This window comes from Cupriavidus sp. 05T41, from assembly GCF_056396525.1.
This window is the reverse complement of sequence record NZ_JBFTLQ010000043.1, coordinates 1-16,420: the sequence shown is the minus strand read 5'-3', so window position 1 is coordinate 16,420 and position 16,420 is coordinate 1. Positions and strand designations below refer to the sequence as shown.

The window sequence follows — 16,420 nt, the reverse complement described above, 5'->3', positions numbered from 1 at the left end:
CCGAGATGAAGCCGAGATGAAGCCGATTGCGAAGCGCGGCAAGGGCTACAATAGGCCGTTTTAGCGAACGAGCCACTGCCATGTCCGATCATCCGCGTTACACCCTCAATCGCTCGCTCGTCATCCTGGTGCCCCAGCAGCCGTTCTTCGACTGGATCATGGCCGTGGACACCGACCCCGTACCCTCCCTCACGCTCGAGAATGTGCGCGAGGACCAGAGTGCCTTCCTGGCGCCGGACGAAATCTCCAGCGCCCCGCAAGCCGTGCAGTGGGTGGAGGAGCGCTGGCGCGCCTTCTTCGAGTTCATGCTGGGGGAGTGGTTCGAGGAATCCGTCTGGCCCCAGAACCTGACGCTCGAGCAGTTCCGCGAGTGGTTCACGGTGCAGCACCACTCCACCGTGTTCGACATGGCGACCGACTTCGGCATCGAGCACGAGGACTGGGAAGCCGAAGAGGAAGACGACGGCGAATCCGGGCTGCGGCGGCTGCACTGAGCCCGGCGCGGCACGGCCCCCGTCACCCCGGACGCGCGCGGTGGCGCACCGCCGGCACCGTCCCGGCAAGCGCCGCGCCTGTGGACAAGTCTGTGGAGAAGATTGAACAACTCTGTGGGCAAAGCTGTGGGTAAGGTTGTGGGCAAGGCTGTGGGAAACCCGCCTTGCAGTGCCGCCGACGCCTCCCCGCCCACCGCACGACTTCGCGCCACCCCCACCTTTATCGCAGGAACCCCCGGATGTTGAACCGTACCCAGAAGATCCTTATCGCCGTMGTCGCCTTGGCCGTGCTCGGCATGCTCTGGCTGACCGGCAACCACGAGCAGCAGATGCTGGAGCCCGCCGCGGAGCAAGCCGCGCCGGCAGTGGCGGCAGCCGATGCCTCGGCCGCCGCCGCCGAGGCGGCCAGCATCGCGCGCGGCGTGCCGCGCAACGGCACGCTGGACCCGATCAGCATCGACCCGCAACGCTCCACCGATATCCTGCCGCAGTACCAGGCCGACAAGATGGTGGATGACTACCAGGAGAACGCCGGCGCGGCGGACGGCCGCTACCGCGGCCAGTATTTCATCGTGGAAGGCGTGGCCAGCGGCGTGCGGCGCGAGAGCGGCGATACCGTATTCCTCGATATCCGCTCCAACAGCCCGACCCTGGTGGTGCGCGCCAAGCTGCTGCCGCAGCAGATCTGCGGGCCGGCCGGGCGCGTGTGCGGAGTGGAAGCGCGCGCCACCATGGTCCGGCGCGGCCAGAAGGTGGCGGTGGAATGCACCGGCGCGGGCCAGGTAGAGGGCTCGCCGATTCTGGATGACTGCCTGGTGCGCGGCGGCGCGAACTAGTCGCCCACCGCGTTTGTCCCCGATCGCGCCGCCCGGTTCCGGCGCCAATTCTCGTCTCCCAGCATGCAAACCCTGCTTTCCGTCCTCGCCCTGACCATCCTGATCGTGACCGCGGTCGGCGTGGTCTCGCCACCGTTCATCAGCAATGCCTTCCTGAAAGGGCGCCCGGTGGGGCGCCTGCAGATCCTGCTGGTGGGGGTCTTCCTCGCCGCGATCTGCCTGGTGGCGGTCGGCAGCCTGTCGACCCCGCTGGCGGCCAGCTAAGCGGCCAGCCAAGTGACCAGCCAGGCGCCTGGCTCAGTGCCCGGCCAGGCGGCAGCCGGCGCACTTCATGGCGCGCCAACGCGGCGCATGCGGTACTTTTTCCGTTMGCGCCCGGCCGAAAGCGCCGCCCTCAATACTTGTAGGACACATCCMACAGGAGGATCGGCGCGGCGTCGATGATAGAGAGCGGCGGCGCCGTCTATCTTTCCATCACGATACAAACAAATGACAACGAGGCGACAACCGCCACCGCGCTCCGCMGAAGTCCGGCAGTAACGCAGGCCGGGCCKAACATCATGATGGAATACCTTCTCCCGGGCAGTATCACCACGCCGCAAGCCCAGGCACTCGCCAGCATCCTGGCCATCACGCGCCGCGAATGGCAGGTTGCAGAAGGTGGTTCGCCGGGACCGGCCGAGCGGCACAACGATGCACACACCGGCCCGGCCGGACAGCCTCGCGAGGGCCACGCCGGCCGTGCCGCCGGTTGCTCCGCTGCCGCCAGCGCCGATCCCGGCTCCCGACAGCACCGCCGCGAGCAGTTTGCCCGGCGTGCCGCGCGCGCCTTCGAAGCGCAGGTGATGGCACTGCGCTGCCGCCAGGCCTTCGTGCTCTGAGCCGGTGTTCCGAGCCGGTCCCCGCGCGCACGCCGCGCGCCGGCGGACCCGTTTTCCTGCTCTGTTCCTTCGATTGACCGCGCACCGATCGCCTAAAGTTGGCGGGCGCGCGCACCGACTGCACGCGTGCCCACGCCATGCGCCCAGGAACATCATGAAAAAAGCATTGCTAGCCGCCAGCCTAGGCCTGCTGGCCACCGGCTGCGCCACCTACCAGGCGGTCGTGCCGGTCGACCGCGGCGACCGTATCGCCTCCGTGCAGCCCGCCGACGGCACGCTGTTCTGCGTGATCAGCAACCAGGCCAGCGGCAACGCCTACCTGGACGCCATGCGCGATTCGGTGCAGGCGCGCGGCTTCGAGTTCAAGGTGCTCGGGCCCGGCTCGTCGGTGGCAGCGTGTCCCTATACCGCCACCTACAACGCGCAGCGGCAGTCTTACTGGCGCGATTTCATCAGTACGGTGGATATCGTCGTCTATATCAACGGCGAGCGCGCCGGCCAGGCGAAATACGATGCCTTGCGCAGCGCCGGCGGCATCAACCTGAGCAACTTCGTGCCACCCGAGATGAAGATCGAGGAACTGGTCGACCAGTTGCTGCCGGGCATGCGGCCGAAGCCGGCCACCGCCGGCACGCCGGCAACCCCCGCCAAGCCAGCCTGAACACCTCCACCGCCTGACGCGGCTCCTGCAGCTCCTGCGGCAGCCCCCACACTCTGTGCGCGGCGAGCGCTGCCTTCCCGGCCATGCTCAGCCGACCAGCTGGCCCAGCCGCACCACGGTCACGCCGGGGCGAAGCTGGCGCAGCGAGGGCATCACCAGCACGCAGTCGGCGTACGGCGTCACCACCGGTTCGCCGTCGCGCCAGCCGATCACGCTGCCGGCGTCGGGGAAGGTTTCCAGCCCGGTATAGGGGCCGGCRAACCGGAAGTCCATGCTGGAGGCCACCACCGGCTCGGTCACGCGTACCACCCGCTGCGGCTGCAGCGGCTGCAGCGGCTGCAGCCAGCCGGCGGGCACATCGGCGGCGTCGATGATGCCGGCGTCGAGCAGGAAGCGGGCGGTGCTGTCCTTCGCCACGCCCACGGCGGCGGCTTCCCAGTGCTGGCCGCATTCGATCAGCAGGGCGTTCTTCGCGCTGGCGGCGTCGCCGAAGCCTTCGTAGTCGCGCATGCGGCGGCCTTCGGGGTGGCCTTCGTCGACGATCACATTGGCCGGCGCGCCGACCGCGCGCGCCAGTCCGATGCCCTTGTCGAGCGGGCCGGAGACGATCAGCGGCAGGCTCTTCTCGTGCATCGAGTGCAGGTCCAGCAGCAGGTCCACGGTGTCGATCACCGGGCGCATGGCGCGCGCGCGGCGCAGCTCGGACGAGTCGCGGCCGGTGTCGTCKAGCACGGCGGYGGTCCACACGCGGTTGAAGTCCTGGTCCACGTAGCGCGAGGCATCGGGCCTGGCCGCATCGAAGGTGTGGTACGCGTCGACATTGGCGAAGGCCAGCGTCAGGCGGCCGCGGCGCGGGCGCAGGCCCGCATCCAGCAGCGCCTTGACGGTGATGGCGCCGCACACCTCGTTGCCGTGCGTGAGCGCGTTGACCATCACGTGCGGGCCGGGCACGCCGCTGTCGAAGGTGTGCACATAGGGCACGCCTGCGTTGCCGGCGGCGTAGGGGYGGATATCGGGAAACTCGACTTCGACCGGATAGGCGTCGAAGGTGGGGGCTGGGGTGGTCATGTGTGTGGTTGGCAGCTTGCCTGTGATAGCGGGGGGATCGGGAAGCGCGGCGGCCCGTGCGGCCACCGCCGGCAGCAGGCAAATGGTACGCCTGCTGCGCTTCGTTCGCGCGCCGTTGGTCGTGACGTTATTCGTGAATGCCCGCGGTCTGCACGATGGTCTTGTACTTCACGGTCTCGCGCTTGATGAAGGCGCCGAACTGCGCCGGGCCGCCGGGCGCCACTTCCACGCCGGCCTCGGCCAGCTTCTTCTTCACGTCGGGCATGGCCAGCACGGCCTGCATCTCGGTGTTCAGGCGCTCGCTCACCGCGCGCGGCGTGCCCGCCGGCGCCATCAGGCCGAACCACACGCCCATGTCCACGCCCTTGAGCGCGCTGCTTTCGGCCAGCGCGGGCACATTGGGCGCCACCTGGGCGCGGCGCGACTCGGTCACGCCGTACGCCTTGACGCGCCCGGCCTGGATATGCGGCAGGGCGGACGACAGCACCATCACGGCGAGATCGATCTGCCCGCCGAGCAGGTCGGTGGACATGGCCGATGCGCCCTTGTAGGGMACGTGCGTGATGTTGACCTTGCCTTGCTGCTTGATCAGCTCGCCCGCCAGGTTCAGCGGCGTGCCCACGCCGGACGAGGCGTAGGCCAGCTTGCCCGGCTGCGCGCGGGCCAGCGCCATCAGTTCGTCGGCGTTCTTCGCCGGCAGCGCGGACTTGCCCACCAGCACCATCGGCTGCGTGCCGACGAAGGTGATGGGCGCCAGGTCGCGCTCGCCGTCGTAGCGCACGGCGGGGTTGGTCAGGCGCGCGATCGAGACCTCGCTGCCCGAGCCCAGCAGCAGCGTGTAGCCGTCGGCGTCGGCCTTGACCACCTTGGACGCGCCGATGGTGCCGCCGGCGCCGCCCAGGTTTTCGATCACCACGCTCTGGCCCAGGCGCTTGCCCAGTTCCGGCGCGATGGTGCGCGCCACCAGGTCGACGCTGCCGCCGGCGGTGTAGCCCACCACCAGCGAAATCGGCTTGGCGGGCCAGCTTGCGGTGCCGGTGGCGCCGGCAGCCMCGGCGAGCAGGCAGAAGGATGCGGTGGCGGCCGCACGCAGCAGTTTGTTCATGGCTCTCTCTTCCCTTTTGTGGATTCGCGCAATCGCGGACATCTGTGGATATGCGGCGATCTTAGAGAGCGTGCGGGCGCAGCAACGTGCGGCTTTGGCAATGCGGCTTGCCGTTTCGGCAAGGCGCGGGCAAGCGCTAGGCGGCAGCCACGGCAGCGCGCCAGAACGACTCCGCCAGCGGCCGCATGGCGGCGCGCGTGCGGTAGAGCAGGATCTGCATCGCCAGGTCGGCCTCGCCGCCGGGCTCTAGCCCGGCACGCACCAGGCGCCCGGCGTGGAGATCGTCGGCAATCAGCCGCGCCGGCAGCCAGGCCAGCCCCATGCGCTGGCGCACCATCTCGTGCACCGATTCGGCGAAGTCACTCACGGCGATCACCTCGAGCCGGCCGGCCAGCCGGCGCCGCGCGATCTCGCCGTTGACCATGCGCCCGAGCGTGAGCGTCTCGGCGTACGCGATCATCGGCACCGGCGCGCGCTGGCCGCGCGCGAGCAGCCTGAATTGCGGCCCGCCGCCGTCCGCCGCGGCGCTCACGCAGACCAGCCGCTCCTCGCCCGCCAGGTGGCACAGGTAGCGTGTGTCGTCCAGCGTCACGGGTTGCGCGGGCGAGTTGTAGCAGAGCAGGAAATCGGCGTCGCCTTCGGTGAACATGGCCAGCGCGTCATGCGTGGAGAAGGTGGACAGGCGCGTGCGGAAACCCGCCGCCACCGGGTCGTTGCGCAGCGCCTGGCGCAGGCCGGCGAGCCAGGCCGGCACCATCGAACGCGCCAGCGTCTTGCCGGTGGCGATCACCACCGTGCTGGCATCGGCGCGATGCGCCGCCCGCAGCGACAGGCGCGCCTCGTCCAGCGTGCGCAGCGCGCTTTGCGCGGCTTCGAGGAACTGGCGTCCTTCGTCGGTCAGCCGCACCGGGAAGACGCTGCGGTCGATCAGCGGCGCGCCGGCCCATACCTCGAGCGCCTGCATGCGGCGCCCGAACGCGGGCGGCGTGACATTGCGCAGCTCGGCCGCGCGCGCGAGGCTGCCGGCCTGGGCCAGGCACACGAAATCCTCGAGCCAGCGGATATGCATGGGCGTTGCGCGCGAGGCGCGGTGGGGCGCGGCGAACCGCGGCAGAGTTGCAGGGGGCGGCGCCGCGCGGGCCATGCGGGGCAGCGGCGCCGCGGACATTGTAKCGGCATGGGCGCGGTGCGCGGCCGCGGCATGCGCGACCAGCCTCAGCGCGGCGCGGCGCGGCGCGGCGCGKAATTAGAACCAACGCTCCAATTTCGCGCTTGTGAAACGCKCGCGGCACTCGATAGGCTCCGTACAACCGTTTMAAGCATCCGTTTGCCGGCAGGGCGCCGGGCGGGCACAGCCTTGAATTTCGCAGGGGTCATACGCATGACGATAAGAGAGACGCCCCCCATGGAGACAGGAAAAAGGACCGCAGGAGACACCAAGGCCCGCATTCTCGATGCCACCGAGCGCCTGTTCATCGAGGTCGGCTATGAAGCCACGTCGCTGCGGCAAGTGACATCGCGCGCGATCGTCAACCTGGCTGCCGTCAACTACCACTTCCGCAGCAAGGAAATCATGATGCAGGCGGTGCTGGGGCGCCGGCTGGATCCGCTCAACACACGGCGCCTTGCCGTGCTGGATGCCTGCGAGGCGCGCTGGCCGGGCAAGCAGATCCGCTGCGAGCACGTCATGGGCGCGCTGTTCGTGCCCGCGCTGCAGATGGCGCGCGAGCCCGAGACCGGCGGGCCATCCTTCATGCGGCTGCTGGGGCGCGTGTATTCCGACACCTCGCCGTTCATCCAGTCCTACTTGCGCGGCCACTACGCGCCGGTGTTCGGCCGCTTCTCCGACGCGTTCGCCCGCGCGCTGCCGGAAATCCCGCCGCAGGAACTGGGCTGGCGCCTGAACTTCGCGCTCAAGGCGCTGGCCGGCGTGCTGGCCGGCGACGAGCTGGGCAAGCTGCTGCCGGCCTTCACGCAGGGCAGGGACATGAGCGACGCGCACGTGCTGGCCCAGCTGAGCGCGATGGTGATCGCCGCGCTCAAGACGCCGGTGCCCGCCAGCCAGCAACTGTGCGCGCTGCAGGACGTGTTCCKGATCGGCGAGACCCAGCATGCCGAAGCGCGCGCCGAGCAGGACACGCTGAATGCACTGATGGCAGAACAGGCGCAACGCGCCGAGACGCAAGCGGCGGCCGCGCGCAAGACGMGCCGCGCRGCACGCAACGAGGGCACCACGCGCGCCGCCGTCGCCAGCATGGCGGTGCGCGAGGCGCGCGAGCATCCCCCCATCGTCTTCCCGAGCAATCCGCTCGACGACTGGATGCGTACCCGCTCCAGGACCTAGCGCGGCTCCCGCACAGGCGCGTGCCAGCCAACCGCCGGCGTGCGCCTGGACTACGCGGCCTGCCTGACGCCTTTCGCCATCTCGGTGGTGGCATGCCAGCCCAGCGCAACGTAGAGCGAGCGGCCCATCTCGGTGGCGTGCAGGATGGCGTACTGGACATCGCGCCGTGCGAATTCGTCCTCCGCCAGCTGCATCAGCCTGCGTCCCAGGCCCTGCTTGCGGTGTGACTTCTCCACGTACACATTGAGCACGTAGCCGCGCTTGTCCTGGGTGGGGTGGGCAGGGTGGGGCGGCCAGTCGATGGCCATCAGGCCGATGCCCGCCACCGCCTGCCCGTGATCCATCAGCACGAAGCCGAAGTAGCTGCCATCGCCCAGGCGCGGCGCCAGCCACGGGCGGAAGCGCCCGGTCATGGTGCGCAGCACGTCGTCGCTGCGGCCGGCCTCGCGGAACATCTCCTCCCGGTGCCGGCAAACGAGATCGATATCGTCGGGACCAAGTTCGCGCACTTCCATGGCTGGCTTCCTTGCGGCTGGCTGGAGATCTGGGAATCGCCATCCTAACGCAGGCAGGACGATTCGCAAACGTCGTTCCGCACGCCGGGCCKGTGCGCGCAGGCACAAAAAAAGCGAAGCGCCGGAGCGCTTCGCTTCAGGCCTTCCCCGGCATGCCGGGGAAGGCAGGACAAAAAGACTGCTGTCTTACTGCGTGTTCACCACCGGCTTGACGCTGTCGGCCGAGGCCACCGCACCGGACTCGATCAGTCCGCCGCCGAGCGCGCGGTACAGGTCGATGGCGTTGTTCAGGCGCAGCTGCCGCGCCTGGATCAGCGCCTGGTCGGCGTTGAACAGCTCGCGCTGCGCGTCGAGCTGGTCGAGCTGGCTCGATATGCCGCTGCGAAAACGCACGGTGGACAGCTCGAAGCGCGCCAGTTCGGCATTGCGCACCTGCTCCTGGCTCTGCACCTGATCTTCCAGCGTGCCGCGCGCCACCAGCGCGTCCGCCACTTCCGCGAAGGCCGTCTGGATGGTCTTCTCGTAGTTGGCGATCTGGATGTTCTTGCGCACGTTGGCCAGATCCAGGTTGGACAGGTTGCGGCCGTAGTCGAAGATCGGCAGCACCAGCTGCGGCGCGAACGACCACACGCCGGTGCCGGCATCGAACAGGCCCGAGAACGACGGGCTGATCGAGCCGGCGTTGGCGGTGAGCGTGATGCGCGGGAAGAAGGCCGCGCGCGCCGCGCCGATATTGGCATTGGCCGACAGCAACTGCTGCTMGGCCTGGCGGATGTCGGGGCGCTGCTCGAGCAGGTCCGACGGCAGCCCGGCCGGGATGTCGCTGATGATGCGCTCGTCCGACAGGTGCATGGCCTGCGGCAGGTTCTCGATGCTGCCCAGCGGCTTGCCCACCAGCACTTCGAGCGCGTTCTGGGCCTGCGCGCGCTGGCGCGCGAGCTGCGCGGCGGAGACGCGCGCCTGCGCCACCAGCGACTCGTTGTCGCGCAGGTCCAGCGCCGACGTGGCGCCGGCGTTGAAGCGCTGGCGCGACAGGCTCAGCGTGTACTCGCGCGTCTTCAGCGTGTTCTGCGCCAGCTCGTACTGCTCGGCGAAGGAACGCTCGGACAGGTAGGCCTTGGCCACTTCCGAGACCAGCGAGATCTGCGCCGAGCGGCGCGCTTCCTCGGTGGAGAAGTACTGCGACAGCGCGGCGTTCGACAGGCTGCGCACGCGGCCGAAGAAATCCAGCTCGTACGACGTGATGCCGGCGCCAACCTGGTAGAACTCCGAGACCGCGGTGGCGGCCTGGCCGCCGAACTGCGCGCCCGAGAGGCGCTGGCGCGTGTAGCCGCCGGTGGCGTTGACCGTGGGCAGCAGGTCCGCGCGCTGCACCTGGTACTGCGCGCGCGCTTCMTCGATGCGCAGCGCGGCGGTGCGCAGGTCGCGGTTGTTCTCGAGCGAGGCGGCGATCAGCACCTGCAGGCGCGGGTCGTGGAAGAACTCGCGCCAGCCGATCGCGCTGGCCGGGCGGGTCTCGCCGCTCTTCACCTCGGCCGCGGCGTAGCCTTCCGGCGCGCCCGGATACTGCGTGGCCACCGGCGGGGCGGGACGCTCATAGGTCGGCGCCAGCGTGCAGCCCGAGAGGACGCCCGCCACCAGCAACAGCGTGGTCAGTGTCTTTGTCATGTCAAAGTTCCTGTTTGGGTTCGAGCCACTTCTGCTCTTGCTCTTGCTCGTGGTCGGCCTCGGGCTTGCGGCCCTTGAAGCGGCTGCGGATCACCACGAAGAACACCGGSACCAGGAAGATCGCCAGCACCGTGGCSGTGACCATGCCGCCGATCACGCCGGTRCCGATGGCGCGCTGGCCACCSGASCCCGCGCCRCTGGCGATCGCCAGCGGCAGCACGCCCAGGATAAAGGCCATCGACGTCATCAGGATCGGGCGGAAGCGCAGGTGCACCGCCTCGAGCGTCGCGTCGATCACGCTGCGGCCCTKCGCCTGCAGGTCCTTGGCGAATTCCACGATCAGGATGGCGTTCTTCGCGGACAAGCCGATCGTGGCGATCAGGCCGACCTTGAAGTACACGTCGTTGGGCATGCCGCGCAGCGTCACGCCGAGCAGCGCGCCGAGCACGCCCAGCGGCACCACCAGCAGCACCGACACCGGGATCGACCAGCTCTCGTAGAGCGCGGCCAGGCACAGGAACACGATGATCAGCGACAGCGTGTACAGCATCGGCTCCTGCGAGCCGGCCAGGCGTTCTTCATAGGACTGGCCAGACCACTCGAAGCCGAAGCCCGGCGGCAGCTTGGCGAAGTTCGCTTCCATGATCTTCATGGCCTCGCCGGTACTGCGGCCGGGCGCGGCCTGGCCGGCGATCTTCACCGCCGGCAGCCCGTTGTAGCGCTCCAGGCGCGGCGAGCCCATGATCCACTTCGACGTGGCGAACGCGGCGAACGCGACCATCTCGCCGCTCGCGTTCCTMACGCGCAGCTTGGTCAGGTCGTCGGGCAGCTTGCGGTCGCCGCCTTCGGCCTGCGCGATCACCTTGCGCACGCGGCCTTCGTAGATGAAGTCGTTCACGTAGGACGAGCCGAACGCGATGCCCAGCGTCTGGTTGATGCTGGCCACCGAGACGCCGAGCGCGCGCGCCTTCTCGCGGTCGATGTCGATCTGCAGCTGCGCCGCGTCCTCCTGGCCTTCAGGACGCACGCCGGCCAGCTCGGGGCTCTTGGCCGCCATGCCCAGCATCATGTTGCGCGCTTCCATCAGCTTGGCGTGGCCCTGGCCGGAGCGGTCCTGCAGGCGGAAGTCGAAGCCCGAGGAGTTGCCCAGCTCGGAAATAGCCGGCGGGTTGAGCGGGAAGATGATGGCGTCCTTGATGAAGGACAGCGCGCCGAACGCGCGGCCCACCAGTGCCTGCGCGGTCTCGTTGGCGCCGGTGCGCTCCTTCCAGTCCTTGAGCTTCACGAACGCGATGCCGCCGTTCTGGCCACGGCCGAAGAACGAGAAGCCGGCCACCGTGATCATCTGGTCCACCACCTTCTTTTCCTTCTCCAGGTAGTAGTCCTCKATCTGCTTGAGCACGCCCAGGGTACGCTCCTGGGTGGCGCCGTTGGGCAGCTGCACCACGGTGATCATGTAGCCCTGGTCTTCCTCGGGGAGGAAGGAGGAGGGCAGGCGCTTGTACAGCACCACCACGCCGACCAGGATGACGGCGTAGATGATCAGGTAGCGGCCGGCGCGGCCCAGGATGCGGCCCACCATGCTCTGGTAGCCGGTGGCCGCGCGCGCGAACGTGCGGTTGAACCAGCCGAAGAAGCCGCGCTTCTCGTGGTGGTGCCCGGCCTCGACCGGCTTGAGCAATGTGGCGCACAGTGCCGGCGTCAGCGTCAGCGCGAGCAGCGCCGAGAACGCCATCGACGAGATCAGCGAGAGCGAGAACTGGCGGTAGATGTTACCCACCGAGCCGGCGAAGAACGCCATCGGGATGAACACCGCGGTCAGCACCAGCGTGATGCCGACGATGGCGCCGGTGATCTGGCCCATCGCCTTGCGCGTGGCCTGGCGGGGCGAGAGACCTTCCTCGCTCATGATCCGCTCGACGTTTTCCACCACCACGATCGCATCGTCCACCAGGATACCGATCGCCAGCACCATGCCGAACATCGTCAGCACGTTGATGGAGAAGCCGAACGCCAGCAGCATGCCGAAGGTGCCCATCAGGGCCACCGGCACCACCAGCGTGGKGATCAGCGTGGCGCGGAAATTTTGCAGGAACAGGTACATCACCAGGAACACGAGCACCACKGCTTCGAGCAGGGTCTTGATCACTTCCTCGATCGAGATCTTCACGAAGGCCGACGTGTCGTAAGGCACGCTGTACTCGTAGTCGCCCGGGAAGAACTTCGAGAGCTCTTCCATCTTCGCGCGCACGGCGGTGGCCGTGGCCAGCGCGTTGCCGGTCGGCGCGAGCTTGATGGCGATGGCCGCCGACGGCTTGCCGTTGGTGCGTGCCAGCGTGGAGTAGTCGGCGCCGCCGAGCTCGACGCGGCCGACGTCCTTGATGCGCACCGAGGAGCCGTCCGGGTTCACGCGCAGCAGGATGTTGGCAAACTGCTCCGGCGTGGTGAGGCGGCTTTCGGTGGTGACGGTGGCGTTGAGCTCGGTGCCCTTGGGCGACGGCGTGCCGCCCAGTTCGCCCACGGCGACCTGCACGTTCTGCTCGGCGATGGCGGCGGTGACATCCTGCGGCGTCAGGTTGAAACCCGTCAGCTTGGACGGGTCCACCCAGATGCGCATGGCGTACTCGGTGCCGAACAGGTCGGCCTGGCCCACGCCCGGCACGCGGCGGATCGAGTCGATCACGCTGGCCGAGACATAGTTGCCGAGCTGGATGGCGTCAGCCTGGCCAGACTTGGACGAGACCGTCAGGAACATCATGTAGTTGTTCCCGGCCTTGTCCACGCGCACGCCCTGCTGGCGCACTTCCGCCGGCAGGCGCGCTTCCACRCGCTTGAGGCGGTTCTGCACCTCGACCGAGTTCAGGTCGATGTTGGAGCCCGGCTCGAAGGCGATGGTGATCGACGCCAGGCCGGTGGCTTCGCTGGTGGACTGGTAGTACAGCAGGCCAGGCGCGCCGTTGAGTTCCTGCTCGATCACCGAGGTKACCGAATCCTCCAGCGTCTTGGCCGAGGCGCCCGGGTACGTCGCCGTGACCGAGATCGTCGGCGGTGCGATGTTGGGGTACTGGGCGATCGGCAACTGCTGGATCGACAACACCCCGGCCAGCACGATGATCAGCGCGAGAACCCACGCGAAGACCGGCCGGTCAATGAAAAACTTGGCCATAAAACTGGCTCCCTTGGTATTGCGCTGTGATTAGCCTTGCTTGGCGTCGGCCTTCTTGTCGGCCTTTTCCGTGGCGACCGCGGCCGGTGCCGAGGCGCCGCCGGCGGCCTGCTGCGCGGCGGGCTCGGAGGCGGCGGTGACCGGCGCGGCGAACGGCACCGCCCTGGCGGGCGCGCMGACCTTGACCTTCTGCAAGCCCTCGACGATCACCTTCTCGCCGCCCTTGAGCCCTTCGGTGACGATCCAGTTGTCGCCGATGGCCTGGGGCGCCTTGACCGGCAGCGAAGCCACCTTGCCGTCGCCGCCCACCACCAGCACCGACGCGCCCTGCGCCGTGCGGATCAGCGCGCGCTGCGGCACGGTCAGCGCGTTCTCGTCGACGCCCTGCTCGATCTTCACGCGCACGAAGGTGCCCGACAGCAGCTCGCGACGGGCGTTGGGGAACTGCGCGCGCAGCGTGATGGCGCCGGTGGTCGGGTCKACCGTCATGTCGGAGAACAGCAGCTTGCCGGTCTCGCCGTACTCGCGGCCGTCCTCGATGAACAGGTGCACGCGCGCGCCGCCGTCGACGCCCTTGACCTTGCCGCTCTCGATGGCGCGCTGCAGCTTCATCACTTCGCTGGCGGGCTGGGTGAAGGTGACCCAGATCGGGTCGACCTGCTCGACCATGGTCAGCTTGGTGGCTTCGCCGMTGCCGACCAGCGCACCCTCGGTCACCAGCGCGCGGCCCACGCGGCCACTGATGGGCGCGGTCACGGCGGTGTAGCCGAGGTTGATCTGGGCGGTGGTGACCGCGGCCTTGGCCGCGGCGATGTCGGCGCTGGCCTGGCCGGCGGCGGCCACGGCTTCGTCGTATTCCTGCTTGCTGACCGCGTTCACGGCCACCAGCGGCTTGTAGCGCTCGGCCTTCTGGCGCGCCGCCACGGCATTGGCCTCGGCGCGCGCAAGGCTGGCCTTGGCAGACTCGGCCTGCGCCTGGTAAGGCGCCGGGTCGATCTTGAACAGCAGCTGGCCGGCCTTGACCTCGCCGCCCTCGCGATAGTTGCGCGACAGCACGATGCCGGCGACGCGCGCCCGCACTTCGGCGGTGCGCACGCCTTCGAGGCGGCCCGGCAGTTCATTGATGACCGACACCGTGGTCGGCGTCACGGTGACCACACCCACCTCGGGCGGCGGCATGGCGCCGGCTTGCGGCTTCTTGTCGCCGCAGGCGGTGAGCGCAAGCGCCGACAGTACGGCAGCGGCAACGCAGGTGATACGTTGGGACTTACTCATCGATAACCCCATGATGGCAATTTGAAATCGGCCGCATGCGCTCCCGGTGTCGTGTCCGGATACGGCGCGGCCTGCCAGCCGGCAACGCCGGCGGCAGGCAAAAAAGAAGGACGTTAGCCACTTCGGGCTGCCCTGGCAGGGCCAAAGCGACGAATGGCGAAAAGCCGGTAACGACATGCCGACCGGGCACCGCGAACAAGCCGGCGAACAGCCGCCGGAGACGAAGGAGATCGCGGCGCCACTCCGGACCGTTTGGCTGGCCGAAAGTCAGGCGAACGCGTATTATATATACATCCGCGCATGTATGTAAGTGCCTGTTGCAATGCGTCGATACTTGCCCCATATATCGGCGGCCCGGCGATGGCCTGGCGCGCTCGTGGAGCGCACCCTCGTGCGCGGCGGCCCCACCGCCGGCACCCCGGGAGACAACCAGACCGGCCCGCGTGGCCGGCAGCTGAGAACATCATGGTCAGACGCACCAAGGAAGAGGCGCTTGAGACGCGCYACCGCATTCTCGACGCGGCCGAGGCCGTGTTCCACGCCCGCGGCGTGGCCCGCCCGTCACTCGCCGACATTGCGGAGGCCGCCGGCGTGACGCGCGGCGCCATCTACTGGCACTTCAAGAACAAGAGCGATGTGTTTGCCGCCATGTCGGATCGCGTGCACTTGCCGCTCGAGGCGCTGTGCGAGCCCGAGCGCATCGCCAGCCAGGAAGATCCGCTGGGCAGCATCCGCGACATCTGCGCCTTCGCGCTGCGCCAGACCGTGGAGAACCCCCAGTGGCGGCGCGTGTTCGAGATCGTCTTCCACAAGTGCGAGATGGTCGAAGAGAACGGCGCCATCTTCCAGCGCCAGCGCCAGTCGCACCACGAAGGCACGGTCAAGATGCGCGAGCACCTGCGCCTGGCGGTGGAGCGCGGCCAGCTGCCGGCGGACCTCGACCTCGATCTCGCCGTCAACGTCTTCCATGCCTCCATCGGCGGCATGCTGTCGCACTGGCTGTTCGCGCCGGAGGACTTCGATCTCGAGACCAACGCCGCGCGCGTGGCGGACGCCTTCATCGACACGCTCAGGCTGTCGCCCGCCTTGCGCCAGGGCTACGTGGCGCGCCCGGTGGCCGCGCTGAACGAGGAAATCGATTCGATGTGCCAGGAGGCCCAGGCCAAGGAAGCCGGGCAGGCCGCGCAGAAGGCGGCACAGAAGGCCGCGCGCGCCACGCAGCCCGGCTGAGGTTMGGTCCGTTCAGCCGCCCGCTCAGCCGCGCGTGGCGTCGCGCCAGCGCGCGAAGAAGGCGCGCTTGCGCAGCGTGTCCTGCGCCGCMAGCAGGCCGGGACCCACGCTGATCGGCTTGAGCGCGTAGCCCAGGCGCTCGGCCAGCGCCGCCGCGGTGTGCACGCTGTCGGTATCGGAGCGGATCGTATAGAGCTGCGAGGCGCTCTGCCCCAGCACGGTCTGGCCCGCGCGCGACAGCAGGAAGTCCAGCCACAGCCGCGCCGCATTGGGATGGGCCGCGCGGCGCGCGATAAAGGCCACGCGCGACATCACCAGGGTGTAGTCGCGCGGCGCGATCACATCGATCTCCGCGCCCCGCTCCATCAGCGACAGCGCATACGAGCCCAGCAGGTTGTAGMCCATGACGAACTCGCCAGAGGCGATGCGCTCGATCATGCTGGCCGTCGACGCCGACAGTTGCACGCCGCAGCGGCCCAGCGCCTGCGCCAGGTACCAGAACTCGTCGCCCATGCGCGCGTCCTGCTGCGCCAGCAGGTAGCCCACCCCGGATTTCTCCACGTCATAGGTCACCACGCGCTGGCGCCAGCGCGGCGTGTTGTCCTGCAGCAGCCGCGCCAGGCCGGTGCGGCTGCGCGGCGCCTGCATGCCGGCGAAATGGCGGCGGTTGTAGACGATCACGGCCGGCTCGAAGGTGGTTCCCCAGGCCTCGTCGCGCCACGCCGCCCATGACGGCAGCCCGGCGCGCTCGGGCGAGGCGTAGCGCAGCGCATGGCCGTCGTTGACCAGCTTGATCTGCAGGTCCATCGCCGTGCTCCACAGCACGTCGGCGGTGTCGGCGCCAGGCGGCTGGCCGGCGGCAAGGCGCGCGCTGTCGGCCAGGAAGCGGTCGTTGAGCTCCAGCGTGTTGAGATCGCGGTAGCGCACCTTGATGCCCGGATAGCGCGCCTCGAAGGCGCTCACCAGGGGCTGCGCGACCTCGGTGTCGGTGGAGGCATGCACACTGACCACGCCTTCCTGCAGCGCGCGCGCGATGATCTCCGCGTAGCTCTGCGGATAGCCCGCCGGCAACGCCGGCACGGATTGCGCGCGCAGTGCCMCGCTCCATCCCGTGCCCAGCCCGGCGCCGAGCGCGGCGGCGCCGGCCAGCACGCGGCGGCGTTGCGGGCTCGGCGGC

15 protein-coding genes are annotated in these 16,420 nt (G+C 69.0%); 7 read left to right on the top strand and 8 right to left on the bottom strand.

Annotated elements, in window-relative coordinates; translation table 11 throughout:
• Positions 1-80: 80 nt before the first annotated feature.
• The 5 genes from AC1DKV_RS23810 to AC1DKV_RS23790 all read left to right on the top strand — a co-directional run bounded on the left by AC1DKV_RS23810 (position 81) and on the right by AC1DKV_RS23790 (position 2,872).
• Positions 81-494 carry a hypothetical protein gene (locus AC1DKV_RS23810; RefSeq protein WP_441649882.1) on the top strand — a complete coding sequence of 138 codons (414 nt, stop codon included), beginning with the start codon at positions 81-83 and terminating at the stop codon, positions 492-494.
• 239 nt (positions 495-733) lie between these two features.
• Positions 734-1,330: an OB-fold protein gene (locus AC1DKV_RS23805; protein WP_441649883.1), complete on the top strand. Its 597-nt coding sequence runs from the start codon at positions 734-736 to the stop codon at positions 1,328-1,330.
• A gap of 63 nt (positions 1,331-1,393) precedes the next feature.
• Entirely contained in the window at positions 1,394-1,594 is a 201-nt protein-coding gene (locus AC1DKV_RS23800; RefSeq protein ID WP_441612793.1) for a hypothetical protein, read from the top strand.
• 296 nt (positions 1,595-1,890) lie between these two features.
• Entirely contained in the window at positions 1,891-2,211 is a 321-nt protein-coding gene (locus tag AC1DKV_RS23795) for a hypothetical protein (protein WP_441649884.1), read from the top strand.
• Positions 2,212-2,365: 154 nt separating this feature from the next.
• Entirely contained in the window at positions 2,366-2,872 is a 507-nt protein-coding gene (locus AC1DKV_RS23790) for an Sbal_3080 family lipoprotein (protein ID WP_441649885.1), read from the top strand.
• A gap of 87 nt (positions 2,873-2,959) precedes the next feature.
• Here the strand turns inward: AC1DKV_RS23790 and AC1DKV_RS23785 are convergent, their stop codons facing one another.
• The 3 genes from AC1DKV_RS23785 to AC1DKV_RS23775 form a co-directional block, all read right to left on the bottom strand.
• Positions 2,960-3,940: a M14 family metallopeptidase gene (locus AC1DKV_RS23785; RefSeq protein ID WP_477138111.1), complete on the bottom strand. Its 981-nt coding sequence runs from the start codon at positions 3,938-3,940 to the stop codon at positions 2,960-2,962.
• Between the two features lie 127 nt (positions 3,941-4,067).
• Entirely contained in the window at positions 4,068-5,045 is a 978-nt protein-coding gene (locus AC1DKV_RS23780) for a Bug family tripartite tricarboxylate transporter substrate binding protein (protein WP_477138110.1), read from the bottom strand.
• A gap of 136 nt (positions 5,046-5,181) precedes the next feature.
• Positions 5,182-6,114, bottom strand: coding sequence for a LysR family transcriptional regulator (locus tag AC1DKV_RS23775; protein ID WP_441649888.1), 933 nt, complete (start codon positions 6,112-6,114; stop codon positions 5,182-5,184).
• Between the two features lie 336 nt (positions 6,115-6,450).
• Between AC1DKV_RS23775 and AC1DKV_RS23770 the strand changes: the two genes are divergently transcribed.
• Positions 6,451-7,389 (top strand): TetR/AcrR family transcriptional regulator, encoded by a 939-nt coding sequence (locus AC1DKV_RS23770; RefSeq protein ID WP_477138109.1) that lies wholly within the window; start codon positions 6,451-6,453, stop codon positions 7,387-7,389.
• 50 nt (positions 7,390-7,439) lie between these two features.
• Here the strand turns inward: AC1DKV_RS23770 and AC1DKV_RS23765 are convergent, their stop codons facing one another.
• The 4 genes from AC1DKV_RS23765 to AC1DKV_RS23750 all read right to left on the bottom strand — a co-directional run bounded on the left by AC1DKV_RS23765 (position 7,440) and on the right by AC1DKV_RS23750 (position 14,013).
• Positions 7,440-7,904, bottom strand: coding sequence for a GNAT family N-acetyltransferase (locus AC1DKV_RS23765; RefSeq protein WP_441612800.1), 465 nt, complete (start codon positions 7,902-7,904; stop codon positions 7,440-7,442).
• Between the two features lie 186 nt (positions 7,905-8,090).
• Positions 8,091-9,572: an efflux transporter outer membrane subunit gene (locus AC1DKV_RS23760; protein ID WP_477138108.1), complete on the bottom strand. Its 1,482-nt coding sequence runs from the start codon at positions 9,570-9,572 to the stop codon at positions 8,091-8,093.
• A 1-nt stretch (position 9,573) separates the two neighbouring features.
• Positions 9,574-12,738, bottom strand: a complete 3,165-nt coding sequence (locus AC1DKV_RS23755; RefSeq protein ID WP_477138107.1) for an efflux RND transporter permease subunit — start codon at positions 12,736-12,738, stop codon at positions 9,574-9,576.
• A gap of 30 nt (positions 12,739-12,768) precedes the next feature.
• On the bottom strand, positions 12,769-14,013 hold the full coding sequence (locus tag AC1DKV_RS23750) for an efflux RND transporter periplasmic adaptor subunit (RefSeq protein WP_477138106.1): 1,245 nt from the start codon (positions 14,011-14,013) through the stop codon (positions 12,769-12,771).
• A gap of 465 nt (positions 14,014-14,478) precedes the next feature.
• On the opposite strand from AC1DKV_RS23750, the gene AC1DKV_RS23745 reads away from it, so the two are divergent.
• Complete coding sequence (locus AC1DKV_RS23745) at positions 14,479-15,243, top strand: TetR family transcriptional regulator (protein ID WP_477138105.1); 765 nt, start codon at positions 14,479-14,481, stop codon at positions 15,241-15,243.
• A 24-nt stretch (positions 15,244-15,267) separates the two neighbouring features.
• Here AC1DKV_RS23745 and AC1DKV_RS23740 read toward each other — a convergent pair.
• The coding region (locus AC1DKV_RS23740; protein WP_477138104.1) for an ABC transporter substrate-binding protein at positions 15,268-16,420 on the bottom strand (1,153 nt) is incomplete at its 5' end.

What these genes read in the sequence shown, in the direction of transcription:
- AC1DKV_RS23775 (WP_441649888.1), bottom strand. Translation starts at nt 6,114, where the DNA reads ATGCATATCCGCTGGCTCGAGGATTTCGTGTGCCTGGCCCAGGCCGGC.
- AC1DKV_RS23795 (WP_441649884.1), top strand. Translation starts at nt 1,891, where the DNA reads ATGATGGAATACCTTCTCCCGGGCAGTATCACCACGCCGCAAGCCCAG.
- AC1DKV_RS23800 (WP_441612793.1), top strand. Translation starts at nt 1,394, where the DNA reads ATGCAAACCCTGCTTTCCGTCCTCGCCCTGACCATCCTGATCGTGACC.
- AC1DKV_RS23765 (WP_441612800.1), bottom strand. Translation starts at nt 7,904, where the DNA reads ATGGAAGTGCGCGAACTTGGTCCCGACGATATCGATCTCGTTTGCCGG.
- AC1DKV_RS23810 (WP_441649882.1), top strand. Translation starts at nt 81, where the DNA reads ATGTCCGATCATCCGCGTTACACCCTCAATCGCTCGCTCGTCATCCTG.
- AC1DKV_RS23790 (WP_441649885.1), top strand. Translation starts at nt 2,366, where the DNA reads ATGAAAAAAGCATTGCTAGCCGCCAGCCTAGGCCTGCTGGCCACCGGC.